The sequence below is a fragment of the Bradyrhizobium sacchari genome, from assembly GCF_002068095.1.
Lineage (GTDB): Bacteria > Pseudomonadota > Alphaproteobacteria > Rhizobiales > Xanthobacteraceae > Bradyrhizobium > Bradyrhizobium sacchari.
Window position 1 is genome coordinate 131,093 of record NZ_LWIG01000014.1, and the last position, 16,777, is coordinate 147,869.

17 protein-coding genes and 1 tRNA gene are annotated in these 16,777 nt (G+C 64.6%); 8 read left to right on the forward strand and 10 right to left on the reverse strand.

Features of this window, described 5'->3' with window-relative positions; translation table 11 throughout:
• On the forward strand, positions 1-1,160 hold a 1,160-nt coding region (locus A5906_RS19410; protein WP_080137295.1), incomplete at its 5' end, for an O-antigen ligase family protein.
• Here the strand turns inward: A5906_RS19410 and A5906_RS19415 are convergent.
• Entirely contained in the window at positions 1,138-1,605 is a 468-nt protein-coding gene (locus A5906_RS19415; RefSeq protein WP_080137294.1) for a MarR family transcriptional regulator, read from the reverse strand. The two genes, A5906_RS19410 and A5906_RS19415, sit on opposite strands and share 23 nt — an antisense overlap.
• Positions 1,606-1,752: 147 nt before the next feature.
• On the opposite strand from A5906_RS19415, the gene A5906_RS19420 reads away from it, so the two are divergent.
• Entirely contained in the window at positions 1,753-2,949 is a 1,197-nt protein-coding gene (locus tag A5906_RS19420) for an FAD-dependent monooxygenase (protein ID WP_080136976.1), read from the forward strand.
• Positions 2,950-2,987: 38 nt separating this feature from the next.
• On the opposite strand, the gene A5906_RS19425 is transcribed toward A5906_RS19420, so the two are convergent.
• The 3 genes from A5906_RS19425 to A5906_RS19435 are packed head-to-tail and all read right to left on the reverse strand — an operon-like array spanning position 2,988 to position 5,732.
• Positions 2,988-4,166, reverse strand: coding sequence for a saccharopine dehydrogenase family protein (locus tag A5906_RS19425; RefSeq protein WP_080136977.1), 1,179 nt, complete (start codon positions 4,164-4,166; stop codon positions 2,988-2,990).
• 9 nt (positions 4,167-4,175) lie between these two features.
• Positions 4,176-4,955, reverse strand: a complete 780-nt coding sequence (locus tag A5906_RS19430) for a DUF169 domain-containing protein (RefSeq protein ID WP_080136978.1) — start codon at positions 4,953-4,955, stop codon at positions 4,176-4,178.
• Between the two features lie 60 nt (positions 4,956-5,015).
• Positions 5,016-5,732, reverse strand: a complete 717-nt coding sequence (locus tag A5906_RS19435; RefSeq protein WP_245326797.1) for a YdcF family protein — start codon at positions 5,730-5,732, stop codon at positions 5,016-5,018.
• Between the two features lie 220 nt (positions 5,733-5,952).
• On the opposite strand from A5906_RS19435, the gene A5906_RS19440 reads away from it, so the two are divergent.
• From A5906_RS19440 to A5906_RS19450, 3 genes are all read left to right on the forward strand, one after another.
• A complete protein-coding gene (locus A5906_RS19440; protein ID WP_080136980.1) occupies positions 5,953-6,894 on the forward strand; it encodes an acetamidase/formamidase family protein in 942 nt (313 codons plus the stop codon).
• A 201-nt stretch (positions 6,895-7,095) separates the two neighbouring features.
• Positions 7,096-7,293, forward strand: a complete 198-nt coding sequence (locus tag A5906_RS19445; protein WP_007603456.1) for a hypothetical protein — start codon at positions 7,096-7,098, stop codon at positions 7,291-7,293.
• A 75-nt stretch (positions 7,294-7,368) separates the two neighbouring features.
• Positions 7,369-7,848: a GcrA family cell cycle regulator gene (locus A5906_RS19450; protein ID WP_080136981.1), complete on the forward strand. Its 480-nt coding sequence runs from the start codon at positions 7,369-7,371 to the stop codon at positions 7,846-7,848.
• Between the two features lie 303 nt (positions 7,849-8,151).
• On the opposite strand, the gene A5906_RS19455 is transcribed toward A5906_RS19450, so the two are convergent.
• Positions 8,152-9,708 (reverse strand): porin, encoded by a 1,557-nt coding sequence (locus tag A5906_RS19455; RefSeq protein ID WP_080136982.1) that lies wholly within the window; start codon positions 9,706-9,708, stop codon positions 8,152-8,154.
• 408 nt (positions 9,709-10,116) lie between these two features.
• Between A5906_RS19455 and A5906_RS19460 the strand changes: the two genes are divergently transcribed.
• Entirely contained in the window at positions 10,117-10,623 is a 507-nt protein-coding gene (locus A5906_RS19460) for a MarR family winged helix-turn-helix transcriptional regulator (protein ID WP_080136983.1), read from the forward strand.
• Positions 10,624-10,702: 79 nt separating this feature from the next.
• Here A5906_RS19460 and A5906_RS19465 read toward each other — a convergent pair whose 3' ends face one another.
• Together A5906_RS19465 and A5906_RS19470 are read right to left on the reverse strand one after the other, a co-directional pair.
• Complete coding sequence (locus A5906_RS19465; RefSeq protein WP_080136984.1) at positions 10,703-11,815, reverse strand: alpha/beta hydrolase family protein; 1,113 nt, start codon at positions 11,813-11,815, stop codon at positions 10,703-10,705.
• A gap of 283 nt (positions 11,816-12,098) precedes the next feature.
• Entirely contained in the window at positions 12,099-13,070 is a 972-nt protein-coding gene (locus A5906_RS19470; protein WP_080136985.1) for an SDR family NAD(P)-dependent oxidoreductase, read from the reverse strand.
• A gap of 521 nt (positions 13,071-13,591) precedes the next feature.
• Between A5906_RS19470 and A5906_RS19475 the strand changes: the two genes are divergently transcribed.
• Positions 13,592-13,831: a hypothetical protein gene (locus A5906_RS19475; RefSeq protein ID WP_027547402.1), complete on the forward strand. Its 240-nt coding sequence runs from the start codon at positions 13,592-13,594 to the stop codon at positions 13,829-13,831.
• Between the two features lie 155 nt (positions 13,832-13,986).
• On the opposite strand, the gene A5906_RS19480 is transcribed toward A5906_RS19475, so the two are convergent.
• The gene (locus tag A5906_RS19480; protein WP_080136986.1) at positions 13,987-14,961 is read right to left on the reverse strand and encodes an alpha/beta fold hydrolase; all 975 of its coding nucleotides are present in this window, start codon (positions 14,959-14,961) and stop codon (positions 13,987-13,989) included.
• Positions 14,962-15,081: 120 nt separating this feature from the next.
• Here A5906_RS19480 and A5906_RS19485 point away from each other — a divergent pair, with 120 nt between their 5' ends.
• Entirely contained in the window at positions 15,082-15,705 is a 624-nt protein-coding gene (locus A5906_RS19485) for a TetR/AcrR family transcriptional regulator (protein WP_080137296.1), read from the forward strand.
• Between the two features lie 281 nt (positions 15,706-15,986).
• Here the strand turns inward: A5906_RS19485 and A5906_RS19490 are convergent.
• Positions 15,987-16,064, reverse strand: a tRNA-Pro gene (locus A5906_RS19490).
• A gap of 109 nt (positions 16,065-16,173) precedes the next feature.
• The gene (locus tag A5906_RS19495; protein ID WP_080136987.1) at positions 16,174-16,752 is read right to left on the reverse strand and encodes a MerR family transcriptional regulator; all 579 of its coding nucleotides are present in this window, start codon (positions 16,750-16,752) and stop codon (positions 16,174-16,176) included.
• Positions 16,753-16,777 lie beyond the last annotated feature (25 nt).

Here is a 16,777-nt window from a genome sequence, read left to right on the forward strand (position 1 = left end):
TGGTCGGCGCCTCCGGCGCCATCGTCTTCATCGAGCCGAGCCCGTACGAAATCGCGACGCTGCTCGCCACCGTCACCTTCTTCGCCACCGGCCTGCGCCTGCGGCTCGTGCTGATGCCGCTGGTCCTGATGCTGGTCCTGCTCAATGTCGGCTACACCATCAGCGCGATCCCGTTGCTCGATCAGCCCGAGGTGGTGAGCTGGATCGCGACCTCCTGGTACATGGCGGTGACGGTGGTGTTCTTCGCGATGGTCACCTCCGAGGACACCGCAGCCCGGCTCGACATGCTCCGCCGCGGGCTCGTCGTCGGTGCGATGGTCGCTTCGCTGTCGGCAATCGCCGGCTATTTCCACCTCGTTCCCGGCGGCGACGACCTCCTCACGCTCTACGGCCGCGCGCGCGGCACGTTCAAGGACCCCAACGTGCTCGGCGCCTTCCTGATCCTGCCGGCGTTGTTCGCGCTGCAGAGCGTTGTCTCGGACAAGCTCGGCAAGGCGTTCCGCAACGTCATCGCTTTCAGCATCATGTCGCTGGCGATCCTGCTCGCGTTCTCGCGCGCCGCCTGGGGCGGCCTGGTGCTGACCTCCGCCTTCATGCTGGCGCTGATGGTGCTGACCAGCCGCACCAATGCGCAACGCTCGCGCATCGTCATCATGGCGATCGTCGCCGCAGTGCTGGGGCTCGCACTGATCGCGGTGCTGCTGTCATTCGACTCCACCGCCGAGATGTTCAAGCAGCGTGCGAGCTTCGACCAGAGCTATGACGAAGGCCGCTTCGGCCGTTTCGGCCGGCACATCCTCGGTGCGGAGATGGCGCTCGACCTGCCGTTCGGCATCGGCCCGCTGCAATTCCACCGCTACTTCCCCGAGGACACCCACAACTCCTACCTCAACGCCTTCATGTCCGGCGGCTGGCTCTCCGGCGTGTGCTACCCCGCGCTGGTCTTCACCACCGTCATCATGGGCTTCCGCCACATCTTCGTCCGCGTGCCCTGGCAGCGTGCTTATCTTGCGATCTTCTCCGCCTTCGTCGGCACCGTCGGCGAAAGTTTCGTGATCGACACCGACCACTGGCGCCACTTCTGGATGATGCTGGGCGCGATGTGGGGCATGATCGCGGCCGCGCAGATGTATAGGGCTAGCGAAGCTTCTTCAGCTTGAGATTCGGACGCTTCTCCGGCGGCGTGTCGAGCAGACCCTTCAGCGCCTCCGTTGCCGCGAGCACGCCCTTGTAGCCTTCCACCGCGAAGCGCAGCAGCAGACGCAACTCCTCGTCGGAATAGGCGCCAAAAACCTTCTCCATCGCCTGCTGCATCGGCACATAGAGCTGGCCGATCTTCATGGCCGTCTCCGGCACGACGGAAATGAAGACCTTGCGACGGTCCTTCTCGTCCCGCTCGCGGCGCACCAGGCCGGCCTTCTCGAGCCGGTCGACCACGCCGGTGATGGCGCCGGTGGTCAGCCCCGTGACCTCGGCGAGCCGGCCCGCACTGACGCGACCTTCGAGATAGAGGATGTCCATGCATTCGAGGTCGGAATTGGCAATTCCTGCAACATTCGCAACGGTCTGGCCATAGAGCACGCCCTGCGCGGACGACCGTCGCATCGCCTCCTCGAGCTCTCTCAACAACGCCGCGCGCGCCTTCGTCCTTGACAAGGTCGACCTCTTATCTTACCGAATATATATCTTAGTCGCTAAGAGATTTAGCGGCCGTAATTTCTCCTAGCACCAGGGAAACCCCGGGAGCAAGCGATGTCCTACCGTCCCCGCAAGGCCCTGATCATCGGTGCCGGCATCGCCGGCCCCGTCGCCGCGATCCTGCTGCGGCGCGCTGGCATCGAGTCCGCGATCTACGAGGCGTGGCCCTATTCGAAGGGCATCGGCGGCGGCCTCCAGATCGCGCCGAACGGCATGCATGTGATGGACGAGATCGGGGTGGCGAACGAACTGATCGGCCGCGGCTCGGTCGCGGAGGCCTTCGACTTCTACTCGCAAGGCGGCCAGCGCCTCGGCTCGATCAACCGCGACATGGCGCGGCGCTTCGGCCAGCCGGCCGTCAACATTTCCCGCGCAACGCTGAACGAGATCCTGATCGACAAGGCCTGGTGCGCCTGCGTGTCGCTCTATTTTGAGAAGCGCCTGATCAAGATCGAGGATCGTGGCGACCAGCCGATCATCGCCTATTTCTCCGACGGCACCACCGCCGAAGGCGACTTCCTGATCGGCGCCGACGGCGTGCATTCGGTGGTGCGCCGCCAGGTCGTGCCTGATGGCCCGCAGCCGTTCGACACCGGTCTGATCGGCTTCGGCGGCTTCGTGCCGCACGCCGTCCTCGACGGCAGATCGATCGGCCGGCATGTCGAGACCACGTTCGGCCAGAGCGGCTTCTTCGGTTACGGCTATTGCAGCCCGGATCCGAACGACGGCGTGATGTGGTGGAGCACCCAGCCCGCGCACGGCATGGATGCGGCGATGTTCCGCGCCCTCGACCAGGCGACGTTGAAGCAGCATCTGCGCGGCTTCCACCGCGGCTGGCACGAGCCGATCCCCGACATCATCGAAGCCGCCGAGAACATCGTGGTCACCGACACGCTCGACGTCGCGACCCTGCCGGCATGGTCGCGCAAGCGCTCGCTGCTGATCGGCGATGCCGCGCATGCGACCAGCCCTCACGCCGGCCAGGGCGCCTCTCTCGCGCTGGAGGATGCGATGCGGCTCGCGCGCCTGATGCAGGAGGGACAGGAGCTTGGCGCCACCTTCCAGGCCTTCGAGGCCGAACGTCGGCCGCGCACCGAGAAGATCGTCGCCATGGCCCGCCGCAACGGCAACAGCAAGCGCGAGTTCAGCGCCACCGGCGCCTGGATCCGCAACCAGATGCTGAAATGGCTCTTGCCGCTGGGCTCGAAGAGCATGGAGTTCATGTACGCGTATGACGCGCGGGCGGTGTGATTTTCTTCCCTCTCCCCGCTTGCGGGGAAGGCGAGGAACTACCCTTCCACCCCAAACGTGAGCCCGGCGTGATCGACCAGCCGCTTGATCAGCTTGTGCTGCATCGCTGCGCCCGGCGTCCAGAAGCCGGCGGGGACATCGCTCGCGTCCCGCAGCAGGCAGATCGCGCATTCCGAGATCATCTTCGAGGTCGAGCCGTAGCCGGGATCGCGGTCGCCGGTGACGCCGGCGCGGACCATGCGGCCGTCGGGCGCGATCGCGACATAGAGCAGATTGAAGAGCCCCTTCTCCCGCTCCTCCTTCGACGGCCCCTCGCCCGGTTTTGGCGCATTCGGGCCGGTCTTCTCGGCATTGGCCGCCATCACGCGCTTGGCGTTGGCCTCGCCTTTCTCGCCGGGGCCGGTCAGGACCATCTCGTCGTAGACGAACTCTTTGCCGTACGGAAAGCCCATCAGCATGTTGGAGCGATGGACGTTGCGCGTGTTGATCAGCGCCATCATGAACGGCGCGGTCCAGGACTGCAGGTCCTCCTCATAGACTGCTCTGTTGCCCTTCGGCTGCTTCGGGCCGGTGAAGCCGGGCGTCAGCGCGAAGTGGTCGTTGAGAATGGCGACAAGGCTGAGATCCTTGGCAACGGCGTCGAAGGTCGCTTTCGCACTCGCCGCGGTGCCGCCTGACAGCGTGCCGCGCATATCGCGCACGCGTCCCTTCACGCGCGCCGCCGGCGCGCCGAACACGCGCCTGGCCTCTTCCTGCACGAAGAACGTGCCGAGCTCGAACGGCACGGAATCATAACCGCAGGAGAACACGATGCGCGCGCCGCTCTCTTTCGCCGCCGCCTCGTACTTGTCGATCATCTGCCGCATCCAGACCGGCTCGCCGCAGAGATCGAAATAGTCGATGCCGCCGGCGACGCAGGCCGCGAGCAGATCCTCGCCATAGAGCTGATACGGCCCCACCGTCGTGATCACCGACTTCGTCTGCGCGACCATCGCCTTCAGCGAGGCGGCGTCGGATGCGTCGGCCACGATCAGCGGCGTGTCGGCGGGCGCACCGATCGCCTCGCGCACCGATTTCAGCTTGTCGAGGCTGCGGCCCGCCATCGCCCAATTGAGCGCCTTGTCGTCCTTGTAATGCGCCGCCAGATATTCAGCGACGAGCTGGCCGGTGAAACCGGTCGCGCCGTAGACGACGATGTCGAATTTCGCAGAGCTCATGACTGGCCTTTACTTCTTCGCGTAGCTCACGCCCATGCCGGCACGGACGTCGCTTTGAATACCATAGGGCGGGATCGGATAGCGCAGGCCGTTCTTGGCCAGCGCCTTCATGCCCTCGATCGCCTTGGCGAGATGCGCGGGCTTCAAAGCCATCAGCATCTCCTCGTCCGGCACGCCGCCATAGCGCCGTTCGGCATAGCATGGCAAGGACAGGCTGGGCTCCCCGGTCTTGAGCGCCCGGCCCCAGGAATCCGCACACGCCGTCTCGCCGACCACGCCCCACTCGAATTTCCTGTAGCCGGTATATTGCAGCCCGTTGATCAGGATGATCATCTGCCCCGGCGTCGCGTAGACGAGGCAGATGTCGGGTGGATCGAGCCGGCCGCTCGCGAGCGGACTGACCGCGAGCGCCTGATATTGCCCGAACGGCACCACGTCCAGCGCTTCCTGCCGCTTGCGCGCGTCCTCCGCGGTGCCGTGCCAGACCCCGACATAGTTTTCGCCGGCGAGCCATTTCTCGTCCCGCGGCGCAAGACCGATCACGGCGCGGCACTGGCTGCCCACCAGATCGTCGGCGGTGATGCCGACGGTCCAGCCGAGCCGCGAGGCCATGCTGACGATCTGATCGGTGGTGTGGATCGCATTCGGCCGCCGGATCTTCGGGATCGCTTCCATGTCGGCAGCTTGCGCGAACAGCTTCATGCCGATCACCGTGGTCTTCAGCCGCAACAGGCTGTTGAGATCGGCAACGAGGCCGGCAACGTCGATCCTCTCTGCACTCTGCTGCATGGCGTCCTCCCGGCCGGCGGTCGCGCGCCGGTGCTGTGTTCTTGTTTTGCGACCCTCGTTCTAGTCCGTGGCCGGGCCCGGAAGCAACTCGCCGGTCCGGCCCATGACGCGGTACGTCAGAAGACCGATCCATTCGCGCACGGCGACGTCGGTCCTGGCAAGACCGTCGCCGCCGACGCGGGTGAACGCGAAGAGATCGTCACGTCCTCCCATGCGCCAGTCCACCGGATAGGCCTCGACGTTAAATCCCGCCTTGCGAAAGATCCCCATCGAGCGCGGCATGTGGAAGGCCGAGGTGACCAGCAGCCAGCGCTCGCCCGGCTTCGGCGACACGAGCTGCTTCGTGAAGATCGCATTCTCCCAGGTGTTGCGGGAATCGCGCTCGAGGATCAGGCGTTCTTTCGGAATGCCCAGACTTTCCAGGATCGGCGCGGAGTAGTCGGCTTCCCTGCTCTCGGTCGAGACAAGATTCGCCGTGCCTCCGGTGAAGACGATGCGCGCCTTCGGATAGCGGCGCGCAAGCTCGGCCGGCGCCAGCAGACGATCGGCGGCGTGCGAAACGACCGGTGTGCGGTGCGCCGCGGACAGATCGGTGTCGATGGAGCCGCCGAGCACGATGATGCCGTCGGGCGCGCCGCGCGAGGGGTCCCACGCCGGAAAGCGCGACTCCAGCGGATAAAGCAGGAGATTGCCGAGCGGCGAGACCGCAGCCAACGCCAGCAGCAGCAGTGTCGTCACGGCAAGCTTGCGGCCGAGCGCGGCATGGCGGGTCAGCATCAGCAGCAGCGACAGGATGCCGAGCTCGACCAGGAGATTGATCGGCAGCAGCGCAGCGCCGAGGGTCTTGGAAAGAACGAAATACAGGGGAGCCTCGCTGGAATGACCGGGCCATGCGCGGGCTTGACCGGCCCGTCCATCATCGGAAATCTTCTTGAAAGAGGATCGATCGCCGGGTCAAGCCCGAGCATCACAAGCAAAACCGATTGGACGGCCGCAAATGACCCATCACCACCTGCATTCCAGCCCCGAGACCTGCCATTGGGGCTTCTTCGAGGCCGCGCTCAAGCCCGTCCTCACCATCAAAAGCGGTGACGAGGTGACGGTCGATACCATCAGCGGCGGGCCGGACATGCTGCCCGACCGCGACAAGTTTCACATTCCCCCGGAACTGTTCGAAGTCCATGCGAGGTGCGAGCGCATGGTGCCCGGCCACATCCTCACCGGCCCGATCGCGGTCGAGGGCGCCGAGCCCGGCGATGTGCTCGCGGTCGAGATTCTCGACGTCCAGCTCCGGCAGGACTGGGGCTGGAACATGATCAAGCCGTTGTCAGGGACCCTGCCCGACGATTTTCACGAGACGCGCATCCTCAACGTCCCGCTGGACCGGGCCCGGATGGTCGGCCGCATGCCGTGGGGGCTTGACCTGCCGCTCAGGCCGTTCTTCGGCGTGATGGGCGTTTCGCCGCCACCGGCCTGGGGCCGCATCTCCTCGCTGGTCCCGCGCGCGATGGGCGGCAATCTCGACAACAAGGAGCTCGGCGCCGGCGCAACGCTCTATCTGCCGGTGTTCGTCCCGGGCGCGATGTTCTCCTGCGGCGACGGCCATGGCGTGCAGGGCGATGGCGAGGTCTGCGTCACGGCGATCGAGACCGCGCTGCAGGGCCGCTTCCGCCTGACGCTGCGCAAGGACCTCAGGCTCGACTACCCCCGCGCCGAAACGGCGACGCACTACATGACCATGGCGATGGACCCCAACCTCGACAGTTGCGTGGTGCGCGCGCTGCGCGACATGATCGCCCTGCTCGGGGAGAAGCGAAACCTGTCGCGCGAGGACGCCTACACCCTGTGCAGCCTGGCGGCCGATCTGCGGGTGACCCAGACCGTCAACGGCTCCAAGGGCATCCATTGCATGATCGAAAAGGCGATCGTGCACGGCTGAGCCGACCCGGCATTCCCTGACCTGCAGACGCCACACCGCCGCCCGGCCATGCGCGCGGTGCGCCGGGTCACGTCCGATTTCCTCTGCGATTCCAACAGGCTGAGTGTCAGGCCCAGCCTGCATTTGACTTCCGGCCCCGAACCTAAATAGAGTCTTAATCGTTACTTTTATGTACCCGAGTAAGAGGCTAGCGTTCGGGCCATGGCCACCGAAAAAGCCGAGACTGACCGCATTCCCGTAACCTTGGCGCTCTCGACCATCACCTATCTGGAGAAACTGGTGAGACAGGGCACCCACGGCACCAGCGTTCCCGGCGTCGCACGGACCCTGATCGAGGAAGGTATCCGCCTCGCCATCAAGGACGGGCTTTTGTCGATTCGCGACAATGGCAGGACGTGAACGCGGGCAGGACGTGAGGCGGGCGGATCTCGAGCAGGCGGATGGCCGACATCTGCAACCTGGGACCGTTTACAAATGCCTGTTCTCTCACCAACCTGGACCGACGAACGAATTGAACTTCTGAAGCAGCATTTCGAGGCCGGCCTCTCCTGCCGCGAGATCGCCGCCGACATCGGCGTCAGCCGCAATGCGGTGATCGGCAAGCTGTCCCGGCTCAATCTGACGCGCAGCCGCGCGGTCGAAGACCGCAGGCTCGAGCGAAGCCTTGCGCCGCCGGCGCGCGCGAGCCGCGCCGTACCGCGCCTGCAATACGAGATGCTCGCCACGATCTATGGCGAGGCCGACGCGACTGCGGTCGCAAGTCCGATCGACGACGCCAACCGCTGCTCGCTCATGGAGCTGTCCGAGAACCGCTGTCGCTGGCCGATCTCGACGCCGGGCGCGGAGGACTTCTGTTTCTGCGGCAATGGCGCGCCCGGCGGCCAGCCTTATTGCAGCGGTCACAGCCGCCTCGCCTACCGGCCGAACTCGCGCGCCCGCGCGATGCGCGGTTAGCGCGTCTTCCCGACGCGTACTCGAAAACGCTTTCGAAGCCGCGTCCCAAAAACGAAAAACCTCCGGCGGGGCATCGCCGGAGGTTTCTGGAGGCTTAGCGTGAAGCTAAGAGCCGCAACTTTCGTATCTGGCTGAAAGCTATATAGCTGATTAACTCAGGTAAGTAAATAAGCTTGAGGCGATCGAATCGCATGGCTCGTCTTCGCCTCCTGCACGGCCGCCGGATTTTCCGAAGGCCCCATCTGCGAAAAAAGCCCCGGCGGTTTCCCGCCGGGGCTTCGTCAAGTCCGATGGACCCTGGGCTTACCAGTTGCGCTGGGCGCGCAGCAGCATGCTGTAGGTGTCCTGGTCCTTCAGCTCGTAGGTGGCGCCCGGCTTGGCGACGCTCGTCAGTGCGCCGGTCGTGATCACGCCCGAATACTTCTGGTCGAGGTGGCTGTAGGTGAAGTCAGCCGAGAAGGTCAGGTTCTTCACCGGCGTCCAGCGGGTGATGACGCCGACCTGGCCGATGTTGAAGTCCGGGTTGCAGGTGCCGGTCAGGGTCGCGAACGCGGTGCTGCCGCAGATCAGGCCCTTGGCCGTGCCGCTGTAGTTGACCGCAGCCCACGCGCCGTACAATGCCGTGTTCCAGAATGGATTCCAGTTATGGGTGTAGGCACCACGGAAGCCGTAGGTCTTGGTCAGCTCGAGGCCGCCATTGGGAGCGAACACCGCGTCAGACACGCCGGCAAAGCCGATGCTCTGATACGCCGCGTTGGAGCTGCCGAACATCGAGTAGCTGGTCGCCGCCAGCTCCTGGAAGTTGTAGCGGCTCGCGCCGTCGGTGTAGACGCCCGAGATGTTGATCACGTCGCCGGCACCGGTCGGGATGTTCTTGATCTGCAAGGCGAGCTGAACGGCCCAGCCCCACTTGTCTTCCGGATGACCGCTGGTTTCGACCGGGCCGTAATAGGCGGCATGGTTGTCGTGCGCGGCGACCGACGCCTGGAACAGGCCCCAGGCCTGGTCGACGCGGACCATGCCGACGATGTCGGGCGCCCGGGTGCCGCCGAGGTTGTTCGTGCCGTAAGCACCGCCGAGGACGCCGGTGGTGGTCATGCCGGCGGTGTTCCAGACGTTGGTCTGGAAGACCTGCGTCTGGTCCTGCACGGAGAACGCCGCGGTCACGCCCTGGCCGAAATCGGCCGTGTAGGTGGCCTGAACGACGCCGTTGGTGGTGCCGCTGCCGCCGACGAGCTGGTCGAAGTTGTTGCCGGGATAGTTGATCCAGGGCGCGTCGAACTGCGACACCGCCTTACCCAGGGTGAAGCCGGCGAACTGGATGAAGGCGTAGTAGACGCCGAGCGCACCGCCCGAGATCGCGCCGTCGGTGCCGTTGACGGCGCCGCTGGTCGAACCGACGAGACCCGTCCCGGCAGCGTTGAGGCCGAGCGTGCCGCTGTATTGCGTGCCGCCGGTGGTGTTGCCGGTGCCGACATAGTTGCCGGTCGTCCAGGTGAAGACCGCGTCGAAATAGGTGCGGACCACGCCGTATTCGGTCGCGGTGCGCGTGTCGATGTTGAGATCTTCACGAGCGCGCATCGAGTAGTAGTTGTTCAGGCGGTTGTTCGCCGCGAACACGTTGTTGTACTGGGCGTTGAAGTGGCCGCCGGCATTGAGCGCCACTTCGGCACGCAGATAGCCGCCCAGCTTGATGCAGGTGTCGCTGCCCGGGATGTAGTAGAAGCCCGCGCCGTAGAGCGAGCAGACCTTCACGTACTCGACCGCCTTGGCCTTGACCGGAAGATCGGCCGCCTGCGCTCCGCCGACGGCGATCAGACCCGCCGCAGTGCCGAGCAAAAGGCTCTTCACCATTCTCATTTAAAACCTCCAAGTTGCTCATTTTACGGAGACCGGACCGTGAGGCCCCCCAGATCCCCGTCTCTTCAAATCCGCCCGGCCGCTTCGCGCTTTCGGACACACCCGCTTTCGACGCGAGGGACGTGAGCGAACCACCTGCAACGGGACGATCGAGTACCCCCCACCGTCACGAGGCAATATGCCTGTGCCGTTCCGCTTATCAAAATAGTTTATTAGATCAGCTTTGTTGTTTCACTAAACCTGTGCCCCGGGAGCAACACCCGGGCCGGGCCGATATGCTGACCGGCTCATCTTTGTAATTTTAGTGACAAAATTACCCTGCTCTGCACTTGCGTCAGGGCAGGCTTGCGTGGACTATGGCCCTCCACGAACACGAGCCAGAAAGAATCAGTTCACGGGAGTGACGCTGTGTCCGCGACGAGGAAAGAAGGAGCGCGCCTGCGCCCCATCGGCAACCTGGATCTCATCAGGCGCTTCACCTGGGAGATATCGTCGATCAACATGCATCTGGAGGAACTGCGCCAGTTCTGGGCCAGAACGCTCGGCATCAGCGGCCCGCAATGGTTGATTCTGATGGCGATCTCCGACCTCGACAAGGACGACGGCGTGCCCGTCAACGTGGTCTCAAAGCTGCTCCACGTCGACCCCTCGTTCGTCACCACCCAGTCCAAGCTGCTTGAAAAGAAGGGCCTGCTCCGCCGGCGGCCCTCGCCGACCGACGCGAGGGTCGTGCGCCTCTCGCTGGTCGACAAGACCCAAAAGCACATTGCGAGCCTCAACGAGCAGTACAAGACGATTCGCGAATTCGTCTTCCAGGAGTTCGACGAGAGCGAGCTCACGGAATTCACCGCCAAGCTCGCAACGCTGAAGACCCGGTTGGAGAAGGCCTGCGTCAGGATCTCGCTCGATCTCTGAGCATGATCCGGACTCGAAGGGCCGTGCCGGCGCAAAGTGCGCGGCAACTCCAAGCTGGACTCCAGGCCGCGCGAGGCGCTCAGGCGCCCCGCCCGGCCGCGAGTCGCGTTTCCAGCCAGTCGAAGATGTATTCGTTGGCAAGGCTCGGATTGTCCGCATGGGCCTGCGCCGCGCCGGTCTCCGCCGCGGTGAACACCTTCAGCACGATGTCGGAGCTGCCGAGCCGGGATTTCTGAACGATCTGACGCGCGCGGTCGGCCTTGAGCCAGCCGTCTTCGCCGAGCGTGATCAGCACCGGACAATCGGCGCTGGAAGCCATCAGCGGCGAGTGCGGCACCGGAACGATGCTGAGGTCGCTCATCGCAAAGCGGCTGGCGAAGAAGGATCGTTCGTGCAGATCCCACAGGCCGCCGTCGCAGACCGCCGCAGCCAGCCGCGGCTCCTGCAGCACCGCACGCGCCACGAAGGAGGAGCCCCACCCGTCCGCCACGATGGCGACGCGATCGAAATCGACGTCGCCGCGCGTTTCCAGATAATCCATGACGCTCGCAATCGCGCTTTCGAGGTCGCGCCGCTGCAGCAGCGTATCGGTGTAGTCGTCGCGCTGGTCGCCGAGCAGGTCCAGCGCCAGCATCGACAATCCGCGTTCGCGCGCATGCGGCGCGAGCTTGAACAGGAATTCCTCCTTGCGGTGTCCGGGCTCGCCGATGCAGATCACGGTGGGCCCCCGCCCTCGTCCCGACGACGCGGGCAGGAAGTAGCCCTGCAACGCGTGATCCTCGACCCAGGGTATCGTCACGACTTCGCCGGCCGGTGCGCGCGCCGTGAGATAGCGACGGGCGCATTCCTGCATCGCCAGCACCGCAACCCAGCGCCGCTCGTCGGCCGGATCCAGCGGCATCGCCGCCGCACCGTAGTAATTGAGAGCCCGGAGCCAATTGCGCTGCGCGGTCGCCATGTGGCCTTCCGCGAACGCGGCCTCGGCACGCTGGCGATTGGTCCGCGCCAGCTTCTTCCACTCGCGATGCCAGGATTGCTCGTCGTCCCGCCTGAGCTGCCGCGCGATCATCAGGCATTCCGCGATCGTCGCGCCGCCCTCCTGGGCCGCGGTGAGGAGCCGTGTGAATTCAGCGGAGATGTCCTCTCTCTCCGGGCAAAGGGTCCAGGCGTCGGAGAGGCATGCGGGCATCATCGGGAGCTACGCTCTATCATCGCGTTACACCTGACTGACTAAACTATTTTGGTCCGCCAACCAAGCTGCTGTGCGCGGAATGAGACCCGTTTCACATCACCATCGCTTGAACGATGCTTGAACGATTCTTGAGCGATGGAGCATGTCGCATGCGTGACATTCCAATTCGTCATAAGGCCGTAAACAATGGCAGGAGGTGGCACATCAAATGACCTGCGCACCCCTTGCCATGATGATCATCATACCCATATTGGCGCGCGCAGGTCACAGCGGCGAGACAGACTCAACCGAGTCGCCAGCCGACTTCCCGCGTAAAACTTTCGTAGAAGGCACGGTCGTAGGCCTGCTCCGGCGTGGCGCGCACGCGCTCGTCGAGGCGTTTGGCGTCCTCGCCGACGAGGATGCGCCAGCGCTCCGCCTTGACGCCGTCGAGGATGATCTTCGCGGCCTGCGCCGCCGTCGTCGGCGCATCCTCCAGGAAGCTGCGGGCCCGCTCGGCGAACGCCGCCTGGATGTCCTCGTCCGACATCTTATCCGCATCCGGCACGCCGGCGGCGACCATGCGCTTGCGCGTCAGCGCGACCTCGTCGGCGTTGAGCCGCTCCGAGCCGTCCGCGCTCTGCACCTTGCGCGAATTGGAGACGATCGATGTGCCGATATGGCCGGGCATCACCACCGAGCATTTGACGTGCGGGGCGTGCAGGCGAAGATCGTTGATCAGCGCCTCGGTGAATCCCTTCACCGCGAACTTGGCCGAGCTGTAGGCGGTGTGCGCCTGGTTCATGCCGATCGAGGCCCAGAAGCCGTTGACGCTCGCGGTGTTGACGATGTGGGCTTCGTCGGCCGCGACCAGCATCGGCAGGAAGGTGCGCACGCCGAGATAGACCCCGCCCCAGCAGATGTTGAAGGTGCGCTCCCACTGCTCGCGCGTGTTGGTGAACAGGCTGCCGCCGCCGCCGATGCCGGCATTGTTGAACAAGAGATGGATCTTGTCGGTCTTCTGCTGCTCGGCGAGCTCGTCGCGAAAGCGCTTCAGATGATCCTCGATCGCGACGTCGGCAACATGCGTCGTGATACGCAAGCCCTGCGGCAGCTTCTCGACCTCGCACAGCCGCTTGGTCTCGGCCATCGCGGCCTCCGAGACGTCGCACATCGCGACATTGCAGCCTTCGGCGACGAGTTGTCGCGCGAGCTCGCGCCCCATTCCCGTGCCGCCGCCAGTGATGACCGCGATCTTTCCAGCAAAATCCTTCATGGGACTTCGGTCCCTCCCCTTGTCGGTATGTTTCTTCAGAGCGAGCGCCGCGCGGGCGCGCGCAAAATGTAGCAGCGCCGCATGCGCACGTAAAAGTGGATCGGAGTTGCCGGGATCGACTTGTAATTTCGGCGCGTGGACTATTCGGCTGCTGGAGCTGCCGCACGTTCATCGCCGAGCGTTTGTTGAAACGACTATCGCGCACTCGGTCCTCATCCTGAGGCCCGCCAGCGGCGGGCGTCTCGAAGGATGGCCACAGGCGAAATCGTTTCCATATGGTGCCGCGGCAAGCCTCTGAGTCGGCGCGGTGCGCGCCAGCCTCGAGCATCCCCGGGATCGCCCGACCCCGGTTCCCGTATTTGTCCGGCTTCGGTTTAAGAGCATTTTTTTACAATCCGAATCATCAAATGAGGGTGGACGCCGGGTCGAGTCGTCCAGGCCAGCGTGTTGTTTGTGTCACAGGCTCTGGCACTCCGCTTGCATCCTCTTCCTGGTCAGAAACTACCGATGAGGTGACAGGAATGTTCGTGACCGTCGTTGCCGTGCTCTGCCGGCTAGGTGCATCTGCCTCGGGCGCTTGCGTCGAGGAAATCGTGACCGACAGCAACATGACGCCCGAAATGTCGATGATGCAGTGTGCGATCGGCGCCCAGGCACCGTTGGCGAAATGGATGGGCGAGCATCCGATCTATCACGCCAACTGGCGCCTCGAGCGCTACAAATGCGTGCCGGGTCACTACGAGATCAAGGGCCACGCCTGAAGGCCCCGCAAAATTACTGGTACCGACACGACGGATACCAGGACAACTGATCCAGGAGGAAACGCCCCGGGGGCCGCCTTATCCCTCCGTGCGGGCACCGCCAGTGCCGGACCGATCGCGGCAGCGCGCTCTGTGACAATGATCACGCCGGACCCTCAAGCCACCTCACGCAGGATGATTGCACGCGCCCGCCGTCCCTCCGGCGTCGGCATCAGCGCATAATTGTGCGGCTGGTCGCGCAACAGATGCAGCTCGACCGGCACGCCGACCGCCCTCGCCCGCTCCGCGATGTCGACGCTGTCAGGGTAGAGCAGATCGCGTGTCCCTGCGAAGATCGTCATCGGCGCCAGCGCGCGAAACGCGCCGTTGAGCGGGCTGACGAAGGGATGGCCGACATCGAGCTCACCGGCATAGAGCCGCCCCGCCTCGACGATCCCCGGAATGTCCTGGATCGGATCGCGCGCTGCGATCGCAACCTGCTCAGGACGGCTCACCGACGCATCGGCCGCGGGCGAGATCAGCATCAGCCGGCTTGGCTGCCGATGGCCGCGATCGCGCAGCCATTGGCAGGCCGCGAGCGCGAGTCCCGCGCCGGCGGAATTGCCGACCACCGTGACCTTGGCCGGCCCTGCGTCCTCCAGCAGCATGCGCAGCAGCTCCGCCGTCGCCGGCACGACATCCTTCGCGGTCGCGCGCGGCGCCAGTGGATAGATCGGCACGACGCAGCACACGCGCGCCTGCCGCGTCATCTGTCCGACGAAGCGCCAATGCGCCGGCACGATCTCGTTGATGAAGCCGCCGCCATGCAGGAACATGACGTAGTTGCAGCCCTCATGCCCCGACGATGGCGCCGTGTAATAGACCGGCCAGCCGCCCATCTTCGTCAGCATGGCCTCGACACCGCGGCCAAGTCCCGTCGGCTCGAACGAGGCCGGCTCCAGCGCGAGCTTCTGCACATGCGCCTGCACGACCTCGGCTGACGCAAGCTGCTTCTTGAACGGAAGAACGCGCAGCAGCAGGTTGAAGGCGCGGCTTTGCAGGCTGGGTGCGGGATCGCGCGGCGCACGCGCACCGAACACGCAGCCGCCCGGGCAGAACTGAAATGCCGACACAAGTCTGGCAACGCTCATGGCCACATCCCCACCTGGTTTTTCGAAACGGCGACAAAGAGGCTTGCCGACCCGCCGCCACTTGCCGATATAATGCGAGTATTCGCTCGCTTTTCCTACTCGCATTCAGATCACAAGATCGTGGCCCGCAAACCGCCCACAAAACCCAGGAAAAATGCCTCGCAGCAGCGATCCCGCGCCACCGTCGACGCACTGATCGAGGCGACTGCTCGCATTCTGGTCAAGGAAGGTTTTGAGAAAGCCAGCACCAACCGCATCGCCGAAGTGGCCGGTGTCAGCGTCGGCTCGCTGTATCAATACTTTCCAAGCAAGGAGGCGATCGTCGCCGCCGTGATCGGCCGCCACAACGAGGAAGTCATGGGCCTCGTCCGCACGGCGCTCGCCGAAGTCGCGGGCCTTCCGATCGACAAGGCCGTGCGAAAACTTGTCGCCGTCGCGATCGAGGCCCACCGCATCAACCCGAAACTGCACCGCGTTCTCGCCGAGCAGATCCCCCGCACCGGGCAGCTCGCCGAGGTCGAAGCCTTCAATCGCGAAGTCCACACCCTGGTGCGCACCTATCTCGAAAGTCGCCGCAACGAGATGCGCAAGGTGGACATTGATCTCGCCGCCTTCATCTGCGTCAGCGCGATCGAGTCGGTCGCGCACAACACGGTGCTGAACCATGCGGAGATGCTGACGGAGAAGATGGTGAAGGTGCTGGTGGACGAGACGACGAGGATGGTGGTGGGGTATTTGAGGTAGGTAAAGCGGCCCCGGGGTGCGGACGCCATCTGCCGGCCACGAAGCCCATCCCACAGACCGGCACGATGACAACATACCCCTGTTTTGCCCGACGGGTCAAACCGATTCGGAAAAACCTCACATCGTCAATGGCATCGCTACTGTGCATGGGGTTGTTTTCGGCATTTTGATTTTCCGACCCCAAACCGGCCGCCACGAGGGACCGGTCGCGCACGCGTCACGCGGCGGAAGCAGGCTCCAAGCCGACCGTCCATCCACCCGACAGATGAGTTGAGGAAAAATGGTCGGAGCGAGAGGATTTGAACCTCCGACCCCTAGTCTCCCAGACTAGTGCGCTAACCGGGCTGCGCCACGCTCCGAACGACGTTCCATTAGCTAGGATCGGTGCTTTGCGCAAGGCGAGGTACGCCATTTTGGCGTAGCTTCCCAAAGCTCCCGGAATCGGCCCGGAAACCCGGCTGACCACCCCTACGCGTCCTTCAGCGCCTGATCCAGCATCTCCCGGCAGGCGACGAGGTCGGCGAGGGCCCGGCCGAGGCGCTCCCGGTCCAGCGCGCTGGGGCCGGCGGGCGCTGTGGCCGAGCCGCCCTTGCGGAAGGTGGTGAGGATCTCCTCGTCGTCGACCTCGGTGAAGCGGAAGTCGATGCCTTCCTCCTCATCGCCCTGGTAGTCGTCATCGTCGGTGTCGGTAATGCCCTTGATGGGCGCCTCGTCGTCCGGCTCCATCAGGCTTTGGCCGATGGCGTCCTCGATGGCTCCGAACGAGACCGCGGCCGCGCCGTCGGCGAGCCCCTGCACCGACTTGACGCCGTGCTCCTTCAGGATCCGCTGCACCCCGCGGATGGTGTAGCCCTCCCCGTAGAGCAGCCGGCGGATGCCCTTGAGCAGGTCGACGTCGTCAGGGCGGTAATAGCGGCGGCCGCCGCTGCGCTTCATCGGCTTGATCTGGGAGAAGCGGGTCTCCCAGAACCGCAGCACGTGCTGCGGAATGTCGAGTTCCTGAGCTACTTCGCTGATGGTTCGGAACGCATCCGGCGCCTTGTCCAAATGCCAAAATCCTTATCCAGAGGGC

Coding starts and splice junctions, on each gene's coding strand:
- A5906_RS19415 (WP_080137294.1), bottom strand. CDS start 1,605: ATGCGACGGTCGTCCGCGCAGGGCGTGCTCTATGGCCAGACCGTTGCG.
- A5906_RS19420 (WP_080136976.1), top strand. CDS start 1,753: ATGTCCTACCGTCCCCGCAAGGCCCTGATCATCGGTGCCGGCATCGCC.
- A5906_RS19425 (WP_080136977.1), bottom strand. CDS start 4,166: ATGAGCTCTGCGAAATTCGACATCGTCGTCTACGGCGCGACCGGTTTC.
- A5906_RS19430 (WP_080136978.1), bottom strand. CDS start 4,955: ATGCAGCAGAGTGCAGAGAGGATCGACGTTGCCGGCCTCGTTGCCGAT.
- A5906_RS19435 (WP_245326797.1), bottom strand. CDS start 5,732: ATGCTGACCCGCCATGCCGCGCTCGGCCGCAAGCTTGCCGTGACGACA.
- A5906_RS19440 (WP_080136980.1), top strand. CDS start 5,953: ATGACCCATCACCACCTGCATTCCAGCCCCGAGACCTGCCATTGGGGC.
- A5906_RS19445 (WP_007603456.1), top strand. CDS start 7,096: ATGGCCACCGAAAAAGCCGAGACTGACCGCATTCCCGTAACCTTGGCG.
- A5906_RS19450 (WP_080136981.1), top strand. CDS start 7,369: ATGCCTGTTCTCTCACCAACCTGGACCGACGAACGAATTGAACTTCTG.
- A5906_RS19455 (WP_080136982.1), bottom strand. CDS start 9,708: ATGAGAATGGTGAAGAGCCTTTTGCTCGGCACTGCGGCGGGTCTGATC.
- A5906_RS19465 (WP_080136984.1), bottom strand. CDS start 11,815: ATGATGCCCGCATGCCTCTCCGACGCCTGGACCCTTTGCCCGGAGAGA.
- A5906_RS19470 (WP_080136985.1), bottom strand. CDS start 13,070: ATGAAGGATTTTGCTGGAAAGATCGCGGTCATCACTGGCGGCGGCACG.
- A5906_RS19475 (WP_027547402.1), top strand. CDS start 13,592: ATGTTCGTGACCGTCGTTGCCGTGCTCTGCCGGCTAGGTGCATCTGCC.
- A5906_RS19480 (WP_080136986.1), bottom strand. CDS start 14,961: ATGAGCGTTGCCAGACTTGTGTCGGCATTTCAGTTCTGCCCGGGCGGC.